At 53.0% G+C, this 15,286-nt stretch carries 10 protein-coding genes; 9 read left to right on the forward strand and 1 reads right to left on the reverse strand.

Annotated features, from left to right (window positions below):
• The first annotated feature begins 308 nt into the window (after window positions 1-308).
• The 3 genes from METH11B_RS0122940 (at window position 309) to lpxB (ending at window position 3,634) form a co-directional block, all read left to right on the forward strand.
• Entirely contained in the window at window positions 309-1,247 is a 939-nt protein-coding gene (locus METH11B_RS0122940; protein WP_026604045.1) for a Gfo/Idh/MocA family protein, read from the forward strand.
• A gap of 14 nt (window positions 1,248-1,261) precedes the next feature.
• Window positions 1,262-2,359, forward strand: coding sequence for a DegT/DnrJ/EryC1/StrS family aminotransferase (locus tag METH11B_RS0122945; RefSeq protein ID WP_026604046.1), 1,098 nt, complete (start codon window positions 1,262-1,264; stop codon window positions 2,357-2,359).
• A gap of 102 nt (window positions 2,360-2,461) precedes the next feature.
• Complete coding sequence (gene lpxB, locus METH11B_RS0122950) at window positions 2,462-3,634, forward strand: lipid-A-disaccharide synthase (protein ID WP_036278177.1); 1,173 nt, start codon at window positions 2,462-2,464, stop codon at window positions 3,632-3,634.
• Window positions 3,635-3,690: 56 nt separating this feature from the next.
• Here lpxB and tgt read toward each other — a convergent pair whose 3' ends face one another.
• Window positions 3,691-4,800 (reverse strand): tRNA guanosine(34) transglycosylase Tgt, encoded by a 1,110-nt coding sequence (tgt, locus tag METH11B_RS0122955; protein ID WP_026604048.1) that lies wholly within the window; start codon window positions 4,798-4,800, stop codon window positions 3,691-3,693.
• Between the two features lie 298 nt (window positions 4,801-5,098).
• Between tgt and METH11B_RS0122960 the strand changes: the two genes are divergently transcribed.
• From METH11B_RS0122960 to METH11B_RS0122985, 6 genes are read left to right on the forward strand one after another with little or no spacing between them, the layout of a single operon-like run.
• Window positions 5,099-6,199 carry a response regulator gene (locus tag METH11B_RS0122960; RefSeq protein ID WP_020485457.1) on the forward strand — a complete coding sequence of 367 codons (1,101 nt, stop codon included), beginning with the start codon at window positions 5,099-5,101 and terminating at the stop codon, window positions 6,197-6,199.
• A gap of 7 nt (window positions 6,200-6,206) precedes the next feature.
• Window positions 6,207-7,127 carry a response regulator gene (locus tag METH11B_RS0122965; RefSeq protein WP_020485458.1) on the forward strand — a complete coding sequence of 307 codons (921 nt, stop codon included), beginning with the start codon at window positions 6,207-6,209 and terminating at the stop codon, window positions 7,125-7,127.
• Between the two features lie 17 nt (window positions 7,128-7,144).
• A complete protein-coding gene (locus METH11B_RS0122970; RefSeq protein ID WP_026604049.1) occupies window positions 7,145-9,469 on the forward strand; it encodes a PAS domain-containing protein in 2,325 nt (774 codons plus the stop codon).
• Window positions 9,466-12,108: a PAS domain S-box protein gene (locus tag METH11B_RS0122975; RefSeq protein WP_026604050.1), complete on the forward strand. Its 2,643-nt coding sequence runs from the start codon at window positions 9,466-9,468 to the stop codon at window positions 12,106-12,108. Before METH11B_RS0122970 ends, METH11B_RS0122975 begins: the two co-directional genes overlap by 4 nt.
• Window positions 12,105-14,840, forward strand: coding sequence for an ATP-binding protein (locus tag METH11B_RS28080; protein ID WP_026604051.1), 2,736 nt, complete (start codon window positions 12,105-12,107; stop codon window positions 14,838-14,840). Before METH11B_RS0122975 ends, METH11B_RS28080 begins: the two co-directional genes overlap by 4 nt.
• Window positions 14,837-15,274, forward strand: a complete 438-nt coding sequence (locus METH11B_RS0122985) for a response regulator (RefSeq protein WP_026604052.1) — start codon at window positions 14,837-14,839, stop codon at window positions 15,272-15,274. Before METH11B_RS28080 ends, METH11B_RS0122985 begins: the two co-directional genes overlap by 4 nt.
• Window positions 15,275-15,286 lie beyond the last annotated feature (12 nt).

Consider the following 15,286-nt stretch of genomic DNA (forward strand, 5'->3'; position numbering starts at 1 on the left):
CAGTGAGGTCTGTCTTAGCAGATGCTTGTCGATGTCCCTCCATCCCGACAACCAAAGTCTCCCCGATTCTCTTAACCTTTACCATACAAGCTCGTCGAAGCCTCTTATGGTTGGCCTTTCGATAGACTCAGTACCCGCAAGGGCATAAAGGCGGATGGTATTTAAGGGCCGGGTTAATAATTCGCCGATCCGTTTGCGAATGACGGTGCGGCTTATTCAACACAGAATCTAATGTTACAATGAACGGTTTTATGCCCGGCGCGCGTCTGTCAAAGGCTGGGGAACCGCGAATCAAGCTTAGGTCGTTTATGAATAAACTGAAATGTGCCGTGATAGGTGCCGGATATTTAGGAAAATTTCATGCGGAAAAATACGCATCGTTAAAGGATTGCGAATTGGTGGCGGTGGTTGACATCAATGCCGAGGCGGCGCAACAAGTCGCCGAAAAAACCGGCTCTCAAGCTTTGACGGATTACCATGAATTACTCGGCAAAGTCGATGCGGTTAGTGTTGTGGTGCCCACCAGCTACCATCACAGCGTATCCAAAGACTTTCTGAACGCCGGTACGCACGTCTTGGTAGAAAAGCCGATCACCGTTACCGTGGAAGAAGCCGATGAACTGATCGCGATTGCCAAGGTAAAAAACGTCATTCTCCAGGTCGGGCATTTGGAGCGATTCAATCCGGCCGTGCGCGGTTTGGAGAAAATGGAAGATAAGCCTCTGTTCATCGAGTCGCATCGTTTGTCGCCGTTCAACCCGCGCGCCAACGACGTTAGCGTGGTGCTGGATTTGATGATTCACGATATCGACATCATCATGGCCCTGGTCGATTCGGAAGTGGAAAAAATCGACGCCAGCGGCACGGCGGTGCTGACTCAAGGCACCGACATCGCCAATGCCCGCATCACCTTTAAAAACGGCTGTGTGGCCAATGTGACCGCCAGCCGGATAAGTATGAAAATGGAACGCAAGATGCGCATGTTCCGCCCCAGTTCCTATATTTCCGTGGATTTTCAGAACCGGGTTTTGATTAAACACAGAACCGGCGAGAAGGAAATGTTCCCCGGCATCCCGGAAATCGTTACCGAGGAATCGGTATTTGAAAGCGGCGACGCCTTACTCGATGAAATTAAACATTTTGTCAATTGCATCAAGACCGGCGAGAATCCGCTGGTTCCCGGCGAAGCGGGCCGTAAAGCCCTGGCTACCGCGATAGAAATCACTAAATTCTTAATCCATCGATAAAAAGGGCTGTCACTATGATCCCCATGGTCAATCTGCAAGCGCAGTATGCGGAAATTCAAGATGAAATCGTCGGCGGTTTCAGCGAAACCCTTAATAATTGCGCGTTTATCCTGGGGCCGAATGTACAGGCTTTTGAGAAAGAAGCCGCTGCCTATCTGGGTGTTAAACATGCCATCGGCTGCGCCTCGGGTACCGATGCTTTGCATTTAGCCTTATTGGCGGAAGGCATAGGCGCCGGCGACGAAGTCATTACCAGCGCATTTACCTTTATCGCCACCGCCGAAGCAATCAAATATGTTGGTGCCAAACCGGTGTTCGTCGATATCGATCCCGGTACTTTCAATATCACCCCGGCCAATATCGAAAAAGCCATTACCGCCAAAACTAAGGCTGTGATGCCGGTGCATTTATTCGGCCAGCCCGCCGATTTGCCGGCCATCAAAGCCATTTGCGACAAACATGGTTTGAAACTGATAGAAGACTGCGCGCAATCCTTCGGCGCGACGGTTTACAACAAGCAAACCGGCAGTTTCGGCAACGCGGCCGGTTTTAGTTTCTTTCCCAGTAAAAACCTGGGCTGTTTCGGCGACGGCGGTTTGGTGACCACCGATTCCGACGCGACGGCCGCCAAGATCAAGCAATACCGCAATCACGGCTCCGACGTGCGCTATTACCACGACGTGATAGGTTACAACAGCCGGCTGGACGAGCTACAGGCTGTGGTCTTGCGCGCCAAATTAAAACGCATCGACCGCTATAACGCCGCTCGTCGCCATGCCGCGCATTTGTATTCCGAACTGATGGCGGATTTGCCGCTGACGACGCCCTACGAAGACGGCATTGGTATGCATGTCTATCATCAATACACCTTGTTGTCTGACCGCCGAGACGAGGTGATGAAGGCCTTGCAAGAGCATAAAATTGGCTGCGCGGTGTATTATCCGGTGCCGCTGCATCAACAAAATGTCTTCAAGGAGGAATGTGCCGGCTTGGCTTTGCCGGTCACTGAGTCGGTAGCCGCGCGCTGTTTTTCTTTGCCGATTTGTTCCAATCTGAGCGACGATACCGTCAAGCAAATTGTCGGTGTGATACGCGGCGTTTTCCAAGCTTAACATCTAAAAATGTAGGGTGGGTTAGCGGCAGCGTAACCCACCGCTAGGTCAACGGTTGCTGGCGGATTCCGCTGTTGCTAATCCGCCCCACGATAATTGCAAATGACCCATTTCCTCAAGTCTTACACGGTACTGTTTAGCGCCGGCGAATCCTCCGGCGACCAACACGCCGCCAATATGTTTCTGGAGCTAAAACAGCGTTGTCCGGCGCTTCGCGGCCTTGGCATGGGCTCCAGCAAAATGCGCCAGGCCGGTATCGACGTGCGTTACGATTCGGCGGGTATTGGCGTAATCGGCTTGGTGGAGATTCTGAAGCACTACGGCGAGATCCGCCGCGCATTGAATTTACTGAAACAAATTATTCGCGATGAAAAGCCGGATTTACTGGTGTGCGTCGATTACAAAGAGTTCAACTTGAAGCTGGCGCGCTTTGCGAAAAGCCAAGGCGTGAAAGTGCTGTTTTACGTCAGCCCGCAAGTTTGGGCGTGGCGGCCGGGCAGGGTAGTGACTTACGGCAAGGCCATCGACATGATGGCGGTGATCTTTCCATTCGAAACTCAATATTACGAAGCCGAAAACGTACCGGTGCGTTATGTGGGCCATCCTTCCGTCGATAAAGTCCATCCGCAACGCAGTCGATCAGAAGATTTCGAGTTGTTCGGCCTGGATCCCAATCGGCCTGTCGTCGGCATACTACCGGGCAGCCGCGGCAACGAAATCAAGCGCATCTTGCCGGTGATGCTGGCTGCGACGGCCATATTGTCGGCACAGCGGCCGGAATTGCAGTTTGTCTTGCCGCAGGCCGATTCGATCAGCGATGCGGAATTGGCTGAGCATCTGGGAAACACTTCGCTACCGGTTAAGGTGATCAAACATCAGCCCTATGATGTCATCCAATGTTGTGAGGCGGTGATGACCACCTCCGGCACCGCCTCGTTGGAAATTGCCTTACTCGGCGTGCCGATGGTCATCGTATACCGGCTGGCTGCCTTCAGTTATTGGCTGGGCAAACGCTTGGTGAAAATTCCGTTTATCGGGCTGCCGAATATCATCGCCGGCAAGGCCATCGTCAAGGAATTGATCCAAGAAGAACTGACCGCAGAGAATTTGGCGGCGGAGATTCTGCAACTGTTGGGCGACGGGGATTATCGCCTGCGCTGTCTCTCTGAGTTGCAGGCCGTCAAACACCAGCTTGGCGATGGTGGCGGCTCAAAAAACATGGCCGAACTGGCTTTGGAGATGTTGAGCGGGCCAATAACCGCTCAAGGCCGGTAAATCATCCGGGCTGCTCTGCTGGCAAGCAGCCGGATCTTGAAAATTGACAGACCTTATTAAACCGGGCTCCGACTGTCGCGTTGGTCGTAAAATGCGGCGACAAAGGCATCGAAGGTTTGATTTTCTATAGCGTCTCGCAAACCTTGCATCAATTCCAGGTAGTAGTGCAAATTGTGGATGGTGTTGAGCCTGGAGCCCAACATTTCCTTGCATTTGTCCAAGTGCTTTAGATACGAACGCGAGTAGTTTCGGCAGGTGTAACAATTGCAATCCTCGTCCAGTGGCCGGGTATCGAATTGGTATTGCTGGTTTCTTATTTTGATCACGCCGTGGCGGGTGAATAAATGGCCGTTGCGGGCGTTGCGGGTCGGCATCACGCAATCGAACATATCGATGCCGCGCCTCACGCCTTCCACGAGATCTTCCGGGGTGCCGACGCCCATCAGATAGCGGGGTTTATCCACCGGCATTTTCAGATGAATCGCATCCAGCGTCGCCAGCATTTCGTGTTTGGGTTCGCCTACCGACAGGCCGCCGATGGCATAGCCGTCAAAGCCGATGTCGGTCAAGCCGGCGATGGATTCTTCGCGCAATTGCGGATACATACCGCCTTGCACAATGCCGAACAGGGCGGAGGAGTTACCTTCGTGTGCGCGCTTGCTGCGTTCCGCCCAACGCAGGGACAAGCGCATGGAGTCAGCGGCTTCTTGATAGGTGGCCGGGTATGGGGTACATTCGTCAAAAATCATCACGATATCCGACCCTAGATCGCGTTGCACCTGCATCGACTCTTCCGGGCCCATGAATATTTTGCTGCCATTGACCGGCGATTTAAATGTGACGCCTTGTTCGCTGATTTTGCGCAATGCGCCTAAACTAAATACTTGAAAACCGCCGGAGTCGGTCAGAATAGGCTTTTGCCAACGCATGAAATCGTGCAGATCGCCGTGGGCTTTCATCACTTCCATGCCGGGCCGCAGCAACAAATGAAAGGTGTTGCCCAGTATGATTTGCGCGCCCAACTCGTTTAAATCTTCCGGGGTTAAAGACTTTACCGTGCCGTAGGTGCCGACCGGCATAAAGATCGGCGTTTCCACCACGCCGCGGGCAAAAGTCAGCTGGCCGCGGCGGGCGTGACCGTCGGTGGCTTTGAGTTTGAATTCCATGCAAATCCGGCAAATGAAAAAAGGCGGAATTATCGGTCCTTTTCGTTCCGCAAGCCAGAGAAGTTGTCGTTTTGAGTTCAATAAGCGAGAGTGGCGGCTTTTGTCCCCTGAGAAAACTTGTTGGTGCCGGATTGTGTTATAAGTTTGAGGCACTTGCCGCAGCTTTTCTATCGAAATACCTAATGTTCGGTAATTCCGTTTATTATCGGGATATTGTTCATTTCATTATATAAGCTAGCAAAATTGATGAATTTTCTTCAGGCCATAAAAACAATAATCGGCCATTCTCGGGAGAGCTATGTTGGATACTAAAAGCAAAACCATTTTGGTAGTCGATGATTCTCCGGAAAATCTCACCGTCATCAGCGAATTACTGCAACCGCAATACCGCGTGCGCGTCGCTACCTCCGGGCAAAGAGCGTTGCAGATGGTCGCCAACCCGCCTTACCCCGATTTGATTCTGCTTGACGTGATGATGCCGGGCATGGACGGTTACCAAGTATTCGAGCATCTGCGCGCCGATCCCATTACGCGTACGATTCCGGTGATATTCGTCACAGCGATGGACAGTATGGAGTCCGAGTTGCATGGATTGGATGTCGGCGCGGTCGACTACATCACCAAACCCGTTCTGCCGCCCATCGTTTTAGCGCGCATCCGCACCCAGCTGGAGTTAAAGCAGGCCAGAGATTGGCTGCGCGATGAAAACACCTACCTGGAAATGGAAATAGCTAAACGGATGAGCGAAAACGAGCTGATTCAAAAAGTCAGCATTCGCGCCTTAGCGCATCTGGCGGAAATTCGCGATCCAGAAACCGGCAACCACATCCTGCGCACCCAAGGCTACGTTCAGCATTTGGCCCTGGCCTTGCAGAGCCATCCGCGCTTTTTCGCGACATTGACCGATCATTACATCGAATTGCTGACGCGCTCCGCGCCCTTACATGATATTGGCAAAGTCGGCATACCGGACGCAATCCTGCAAAAACCTGGCAAATTAACCGGCGAGGAATGGGCGGTGATGAAGACCCACGCCAAATTGGGCAGCGACGCGATAGAAATGGCGGAACGTGATGCCACGCGCTCGGTGGAGTTTTTGATTTTGGCTAAGGAAATTGCACATTGGCACCATGAAAAGTGGGACGGTAGCGGCTATCCGGAGGCGTTGGCCGGCGATGCCATTCCGGTTTCCGCGAGGATTATGGCGCTGGCCGATGTATTCGATGCCTTGATTTCCCGACGTGTTTACAAAGAGCCTATGGCTTTCGCTGAAGTCAAGACTATTATTGCTGAAGGACGTGGTCGCCACTTTGATCCGGATATGGCCGATGCCTTTTTAGCCGATTTCGATGCCTTCTGTGATATTGCCCAACGCCATCTCGATTCCATCGCGGAGTAAATGATTTATGACCCAAAACGCTCGCATATTGTTGGTTGAAGACGAGGAAATTATCGCCATCATTATTCGGGATTTATTGGTCGCCGAAGGTTTTCTGGTGACGGTCTGTGCCAATGGCTGCATTGCCTGGGAAACCTTACAGCACGACCGGACCGGCTACGATTTGGTGCTGTTGGATAGGGGATTGCCGGGGATGAACGGCATGGAACTGCTGCGATTGATCAAGGGTGACCGGGCCCTGGCTGCCATTCCGGTGATTATACAGACCGCCCGCAGCGACAAGAAAAGCATCCAGGAAGGGCTTAGTCAGGGGGCTTATTACTATCTGACCAAACCGATTCAACCGGAAATATTGATCGCCGTGATCAATGCCGCACTGCAACAACGTCGTGAGTTGCAGGAGATGTCCGAAACAGTCAATCGCGCCGGACGTCCGTTGACGCTAGTCCATTCCGCCGTGTTTCGTTTTCGCGATCTCGATGAAGCAAAGATGTTGAGTCATTGTTTGGCCCAATCCTGCCCGGAGCCCGAGCGCGTAATCCAGGGTTTGCAGGAGTTGATGGTCAATGCGGTTGAACATGGTAACTTGGGCGTTTCCTATGCGGAAAAAGGCGAGCTGATGCTGGCGGGAGTCTGGCTGGAGGAAATTCAACGACGTTTGACACTCCCGGAATTTAGCCGACGCTTTGTATCCGTTCATTTCCAGCGTCTGCCGGATAAGCTGGTGTTTACTATTCAAGACCAGGGTGATGGTTTTGATTGGCAGGACTTCCTGGACTTTTCCCCGGAACGGGTGTTCGATTTGCATGGCCGCGGCATCGCGATGGCCAGATTGATGAGCTTTGATCGTCTGGAATATCAAGGTAACGGCAATACGGTAACGGCTGTGGTTAACGGCGTATCTTCTTTGTACGGCTTAGACAATTAATTCGACTTTGCAAGCCCATGCTGTCGAATAACGATCAGTCAAACTCAGCGCAGGTCAGCCGCAAAAGCGTCTTAGCCGTCGTGCTGGTATATGCCATTTTCGCCGCCAGCTGGATTTTGGTATCGGATCAATTGGTACACCACTTTTTCAAAGATCCGGACCAGCTGACGCTAGCCAGCATGCTGAAAGGCTGGGTTTATGTACTGGTGACTTCTTTATTGCTTTACGGTTTGATGCGGCGCTGGTTTGGCCGAAGCCGCGAACCGCAAACCGTTCCCCCCGCTCCGCGAAGTCATTTGTTGTCGCTAGGCTTATTGATAGCCGTCATCCTGGCTTTGATGGCGGCGAGCGTGACTCTGACCATCGAGCAACACACCCAAGAAGAGTTCGGCAGGCTGCAGGCGGTCGCCGGCCTCAAGTCCAGGCAAATCAGCGACTGGCTGAATGAACGGCGCGGCGACGCGGATTTTATCCAAACCAGCGAATTTATCATCGACCTGTATCAACGCTGGCAGATGGATGGCGATATGCAAAGCGCCGAACGCCTGCAAAACCGTTTGGAACAATTTCGCAAAAGCAGGGGAATCTCGGCCATCAGCCTGCTTAAACCTGAAGGCGAGCGTTTATGGCGTTCCGCGAAAGCCCCCGCCACGCTCTTGCCTGGGCAGCTAAAGGTTGCAGAGCTGTCGACAAAAACTCGGCAAATCCAATTAGTTAATCCTTACAAAGATGACGGCGGACGTGTCCTGCTGGATTTGGTTGTGCCGCTGACAGCCCAGCATCAGGTAGCGCCGCCGCTGATTGTTTTACATCTTGATCTTAGCGAGTGGCTGTTTCCGGTTCTGGAGAGTTGGCCGGTCGCTAGCGGTACCGGCGAAACCTTGTTGTTTCGGCGTGAGGGCGATGAAATTCTCTATCTGAATCCGCTGCGCTTTCGTCCGGACGCTGCGGCGTCGTTTCGGCTGCCAATCAACACTGCAAATTTATTGGCCGGCAAGGCGCTGCGCAGTCAGGCTAGCCTCGATAACATCCTGGAAGCCAAGGACTACCGCAATGTCTCCGTCATAGGCCTGGTACAGGCCATAAGCGGCACGGACTGGTTGTTACTGACCAAGCTGGATAAGGCCGAAATCTATACCAAGGCCAGTAGCGAAGTAGTGTGGATCGTGTGCGTAGGTAGTTTGACCATTTTTATAGTCTGCGCCGGTTTTTATCTGTTGCGGCAGAGTCAGAGTCTGGCTTTGGCCACGGCGGTGCAGAAGGCGCAAGCGGAGCGTTTGCGGGCCCTCGATTTATTAGGCGCCATATCCGATTTGTCCGTGGACGCGATATACGCCAAGGATCTACAGGGTCGTTACATCCTGTTTAATACCGCCGCCGCCAATTTTGTCGGCAAGCCGGTAGAGGAAGTACTTGGTCAGGACGATAGCGCCATATTTCCACAGCAACAAGCCGAGCACTTAAAAGAGTTTGGCCGCCGGGTGATGGCGGAAAATATAACTCTGACGGAAGAAGAAGCCCTGGATACGCAATTCGGACAGCGGATTTTCCTGGCTACCAAAGGGCCACTGTGCGATGAACACGGTAAAGTAATAGGGATGTTCGGTATCTCACGGGACATTACCGAACGCAAGCGGGCCGAGCTTGAATTACGCGAGAGCGAGGCGCGCTTTCGCGGTTTGGTGGAACAGTCGTTGGCGGGCATTTATATTATTCAAGACGGGCGTTTCGTTTACGTCAATCCGGGTTTTGCCGCGATCTTCGGCTATCAGCGGGCTGAGGATATTATCGACGGCAAAACAGTGGCTGATCTGGTCTGTCCGCAGGACAGGCAGATGGTGTTGGAAAATTTGCGCCGACGCATTGATGGCGAGATTGAAGACATTAACTACCGCTTCGAAGGCTTACATCGCAACGGCCACTGCATTGACGTTGAAGTACATGGCCGCAGTTTCGATTACAAAAACCGGCCGGCGGTGATTGGTTTTATTCTTGATGTCAGCGCCCGTAAAGCCGCCGAAGACCAGCTCAATCTCCAAGCCGCGGAATTAAAGGCGCGTAATGATGAATTGGAGCGGTTTAATCGGGCCATGGTCGGCCGCGAGCTGGATATGGTTAATTTAAAGCAGCAGGTCAATCAGCTGGCTGCGGAGCTGGGCCGCCAGCCCCCTTATGCATTAGCGTTTCTATCAGCCCAACCTGAAAATACTGTTGGTCATGATTCTGCTGAAGCTCACGCCGAATCTGGCTTGGACCCTCTCAAACCGAACGCAATATCAGTAAACAATGGCGCCGGGTTGATTGGCGGCGATACATCGGCTGCGGAAGAAGACCGTTTATGAGTACCCCCGAGCCGCCATTCGGCGATTTTTCCGATTTGGTGCGCTCCCGTTACCGGAACAGCCTTAGACTCGCCTATGTGTCGGCGGTGATTCTGGTATTGGTTGCGCTGGCAATTCGCCTGTATTTGCCGGCATCCTTTGGCCAGCGTCCGCTGTTGCTGTTGTTTTTATTTCCGGTGATCGTGAGCGCCTTTTTAGGCGGTTTGTGGCCTGGATTATTGGCTACATTGCTGTCGGCCAGTGTTAGTAATTTCCAACTGTTGCCTCCCTATCGCAGCTTAGCGATTGCCGGCCTTTACGATGTTGTGCAATGGACGTTATTGATCGCAAATGGGATTTTAATCAGCCTGCTTAGCGAATTCTTGCTTCGGATTCGGCAACGCGAAAACGCGCACTGGCAACAATTGCTGGAAACGCGGGACCAGCTGCGGTTTAGCCAAACCTTATTCCAGACCACATTCGAACAGGCGGCGATAGGCATTTGTCTATTGGCGCCGGACGGGCGCTGGCTGAAGGTTAACCGCCAGTTTTGCGAATTAGTCGGATATAGCCAGGACGAGTTGCTAACCAGCAATTTTTCGGACATTGCCTATCGGGAGGATTGTGACGCTCTGTTGCGGCTGCCGACGGACGAAGTGGATGGTTTTTCCGGAGACAAGCGCGTTATTCGCAAGAACGGCAGTATCGTCTGGGTTAAATTAAACGCTTCCGCTACGCGCAAACCGGATGGTAGCCCTGAGTGCTATATCTTGATCATGGAAGACATTGAGCAGCGTGAACAAGCATTGCTAGCGTTACACGAAAGCGAGACGGCCTTGAAAATTGCCCAGCGTTTAGCCGCCTTGGGCAGCTGGGCCTGGGACTTGCGCACCGGCGAATTGAAGTGGTCGGAGCAGATTTACAGTCTATTCTGTCGGGATCCTCATTTACCGCCCGCCGATTATGAAGAGGTTGCCCGGTATTTTAAGCCCGAGAGCTGGCAGCGCTTGCAGGCTGCCGTAGCTCAGGCCTGTAACGACGGAGTACCTTACGAATGCGAAGCGGAATTGCAGAACGGTGGCGAGTTGCATCGCTGGGTTGTGGCCCGCGGCGAGCCGGTCAGCGATGAGCAGGCTAACATCGTGGCTTTGCATGGCACCGTGCAGGATATTACCCCGCGTAAACAGGCCGAGCTTGCGCTGCAAGACGCGCAGCGGGTGGCGCTGGAAAAGCAAGGCGAGGCCAGGCTCGCCGCGCTCAATTTGATGGAGGATGCGCTTACGGCCCGCAAAGCGCTTGAAGTGGCTAATGCGTCGCTACGCGAAAGCGAAGAATTCAAGCGGGCTATTTTGGATTCGGTGAGTGCCAACATCGCGGTATTAAACCGCGATGGCATCATAGTCTCTGTGAATCGACCCTGGCAGCAGTTTGCTGAGGATGATGCCCTGGCGTGCGGCCAATCCGCTGATGTATGCGGCATAGGCACTAATTATTTGCGGATTTGCCAGCAGGCGTCGGGCCCGTATAGGCAGGGATCGTTGGCGGTATTCACCGGATTGTCGGCTGTTTTGGAAGGCCGGCTTCCTCGTTTTAGGTATGAATATGCCTGCCATTCCGCGCAGAAGCAGCGCTGGTTTGCCATGGTCGTCACGCCTTTGGAAACTGCGGAAGGCGGAGCGGTGGTTTCTCACACCAATATCACCGAGCGCAAATTGGCGGAAATGGCCTTGGTTGAAAGTGAGGAGCGCTTACGTCTGGCCCAAAGTAGTGCCAGCATTGGTATCTGGGATTGGCACATTGCGAGCGGCAAAGTGCAATGGACTGTCGAACTTGAGGCCATGTTTGGCTATGCACCAGGGACTTTTCCGGGTAATTATCAGGCCTTCAGCCAAGTTGTGTATCCAGGGGACCTGCCTGAATTGGAGCGTCGGCGAGATGCGGCCCTCGTGGCTCATCAGTCTTTTGATTTTGATTTTCGGGTTCAACCGGAGCCGGGGCAGATCAGATGGCTCAACTGTAAGGGTGGCGCTAATTATGACGATAGGGGCCGGCCGCAACGCGTGTTTGGTATTTGCATCGATATTACCGAGCGTAAAAATACCGAAAGCGAACTTAAACTCTGGGCGCAAGCGTTCGAAAATGCCGAATTCGGCTTGGCGATTGCGGACGCGCAGACTAATTTGTTTTTGGCGGTGAATCCGGTCTTTGCCGGGGAGCGCGGCTACACTGCGGAAGAACTGATCGGCAAACCGGTAGCGATGGTTTATCCGGCTGATTTAATCGATCAGGTACAACACCGTATCTCTAGCCTGGACACCTCCTGTCATGGCGTGTTCGAGACCGAACATCAACGTAAGGACGGCAGCCGTTTTCCGGTAATGATAGACGTAACCATCATTAAATCCGGCGACGGCAAGCCGTTGAGACGAGTGGCCTACGCCTTGGACATTAGCGAGCGCAAGGCCTCCGAGCTAGCTTTGCGCGAGCAAACGGATGCGCTACAGCGCTTCAATCGGGCCATGGTCGGCCGCGAAATGGATATGATCGCGCTAAAGCAACAGATCAACGCGTTGTCACGGCAGCTTGGGCAAGAACAACCTTATCCTTTGGAATTTCTCGATCACCCTCTGAAAGCGCTGCAACCGGGTGCTCTGCCATGAAACGTGCCTGTTTGATTCTGTCTGTATTACTGCCTTTTCTGGCCTTGGCTGTGCAATGGTTATTGTGGCCCTGGATTAGTCCGTTCGTTTGGTTCCTGTTTTTCCCCACGGTATTTTTCAGCGCCCGGCTTGGCGGCTTCAAAGGCGGGTTGGTCAGCACCTTTTTAAGCACCGGTTTTGTCTGGTATTTCTTTATCCCGCCGCAGTTGAGTTGGGAAATGGACAAGCCGGCGAATTTCTATTCGGTTGGTATGTTTCTGATAATGGGTTATTTATTCAGCGATACCCAGGAACGTCTGCGCCGCGCACAACAAAATACCGAAGCCGCCTTGGTGGAAACCAGTGCCGCGAAGGAAGAAATTACTCAGCTATATCAAAAATCCCTGGAGCTGGATCGTCTCAAGACTGAGTTTTTTGCCAATATCAGTCATGAGCTGCGTACGCCGTTGACCTTGATTATCAGCCCATTAACCCGGAGATTGGCTTTGGATAGCCTGTCTGCGGCGGAACGCAGCGAAGATGAATTAATCCTGCGCAATGCCCGTTTATTGTATCGCCAAGTCAGCGACTTACTGGATGTTGCCAAGCTGGAAGCGGGTCACATGTCGGTCGATTATGCGCACATCGATATTGCCGAGCTAACGCGTACGGTGGTGTCGCAGTTCGATTCGCTTGCCAAGGAAAAAAACATAAGCTTCGACATAGATGCGTCGACACCGTTACCAGCCGAAGCGGACGGCGAAAAGGTACAGCGCGTTTTACTTAATCTGCTGGCGAATGCCTTCAAGTTCACGCCCGATGGCGGAAATATCCGGGTAACTTTGCGCAATGATGCGGACATCGCCGTTATTGAAGTACAAGATAATGGTCCAGGTATACCTTTAGAAATGCGTGAAGTGGTGTTCGAACGTTTTCGGCAAGTCGAGGGCGGCGCACAACGGCGCTTTGGCGGCACGGGTTTGGGATTGGCCATCGTTAAGGAATTCACCGAATTGCATCGCGGCTCGGTCACGTTAAACCAGGCACCGGGCGGGGGAGCATTATTCTGTGTCAGCTTACCATTACAAGCGCCGCCAGGCTCATTGGTCAGAGCCGCAGCCACCCCGCTGGACCCAAATTTCAATTTGCAAGGCGCTGTTGAAAATCCTCGGCCTTCCATGCAAGCAAGCGCCGACGCGCCTGTAGGCGCAGCTAACACAGCGTTAGTGCTGGTCGTTGAAGACAATGTCGACATGAACGCGTTTATTGTCGATGCGTTAAAGCCGTACTACCGGGTTGCCAGCGCTTACGACGGCCGTGAAGGCTTGGCTGCGGCAAGAAGTTTGCAGCCGGACTTGATCTTGTGCGATTTGATGATGCCGTTAATGAGCGGGGACCAGATGGTTATCGAGCTGCGTCGGCAATCGATTCTGCTGGATGTACCTATTGTGATGTTGACCGCTAAAGCCGACGATGGGCAACGGGTGCGGATGCTCAACGAAGGCGTGCAGGATTATCTGACCAAACCGTTTATGGTGGAGGAATTGCTGGCGCGGATTCATGGTTTGCTCAAGGTGCGCGAGCGTAACGCCGCCAGCCTGAACGAAAGCGAGGCACGCTTCGAAGCTACTTTTGAACAGGCGGCGGTGGGCATTGCACTGGTTGCACCGGACGGCCGCTGGTTGCGGGTTAACCGTAAACTCTGCGAAATCGTCGCTTACAGCCATGATGAGCTATCTAAGCTTAGCTTCCAGGACATCACGCATCCTGACGATCTGGATACCGATTTAGCCTATCTCAGGCAACTGCTGGCTGGCGAAATTTCAACGTACTCGATGGAAAAACGTTACATCCGCAAAGGCGGCGAGTTGCTCTGGATTAATCTGACGGTGGCGCTGGTGCGCAACGCAGATGCTAGCCCGAATTATTTTATTTCGGTTATTGAAGACATTGCGGATAGAAAGCTTGCCGAGGAAGAAATTCGCCGGCTTAACAACGATTTGGAACAACGTGTTGCTAGCCGAACCGCCGAACTGAGCGCCGCGAACCGGGAATTGGACAGCTTTGCCTACGCGGTTTCGCACGATTTGCGCGCCCCGTTGCGGGCCATGAGCGGTTTTAGTCAGGCGCTAGCCGAGGACTACGGCGATCAGTTACCGGACGAAGCGCAAGTTTTTCTGAAACAGATAGAAATCGCCAGCAACAAGATGAGCGAATTGATCGACGGGCTGTTGCAGCTTTCGCGTACCACTCGGGGTGTTTTGGAACTTGACCGGATAGACCTCAGTGCGTTGGCTGAAAGAGTGTTGGCTGATCTGCAACGTGAACAGCCCGAACGCAGGGTTATGACGCAGGTGCAAGCCGGGATGGCAGTTAGCGGCGATAGGCGTATGATCGAGGCGCTGATTCGCAACCTCTTGGAGAATGCCTGGAAATACACCGCCAACACGACGCAAGCCAGTATACGGTTTTATACCGAACAGGTTGGTGGGGCAACGCGTTTTTGCATTGCCGATAATGGCGCGGGATTTGATATGGCCCATGCCGGCCGCTTATTTCAACCGTTCCAGCGTCTGCATCGTCAGGAAGAGTTTCCGGGCATAGGTATCGGTCTGGCTACCGTGCAGCGTATCGTGTTTCGCCATGGCGGTACTATCGAGGCCAGTGGCGCGCCTGGTGAGGGCGCGGTTTTTTGTTTTACTTTACCGGAATTGATGGCCGATTCCACCGCGGATATCCAGGAGATAGCATGAGCAACGCCAAAACCATATTGTTGGTGGAAGACAATCCTCAAGACGAAATGCTGACTTTGCGGGCGCTGCGCAAGGTTAATCTGGCAAATCAGGTGGATATAGTGCGAGATGGCCAGCAGGCTCTGGATTTTTTGTTCAAAACCGGCGAGTTTGCCGATCGCGAAGGGGCGGATCTGCCGACAGTGATGCTATTGGATATTGGTTTGCCCAGGCTGTCGGGCCTTGAGGTTTTGGAAAGGATACGTGCCGATAGTCGTACGGCTTTATTGCCGGTAGTGATTTTGACCTCGTCGGATGAAGAGCGTGATCGGATTCAATGCTATCAGATCGGTGCCAACAGCTTTGTGCGTAAACCGGTGGATTTTGGCGAGTTTGCCGAGACCGTGGCACGCTTGGGCGTGTATTGGTTAGCCACCAATGAACCTCCGAGATGAATTTGATTTGTG

This window comes from Methylomonas sp. 11b (assembly GCF_000515215.1).
In the GTDB taxonomy this organism is placed as follows: Bacteria; Pseudomonadota; Gammaproteobacteria; order Methylococcales; family Methylomonadaceae; genus Methylomonas.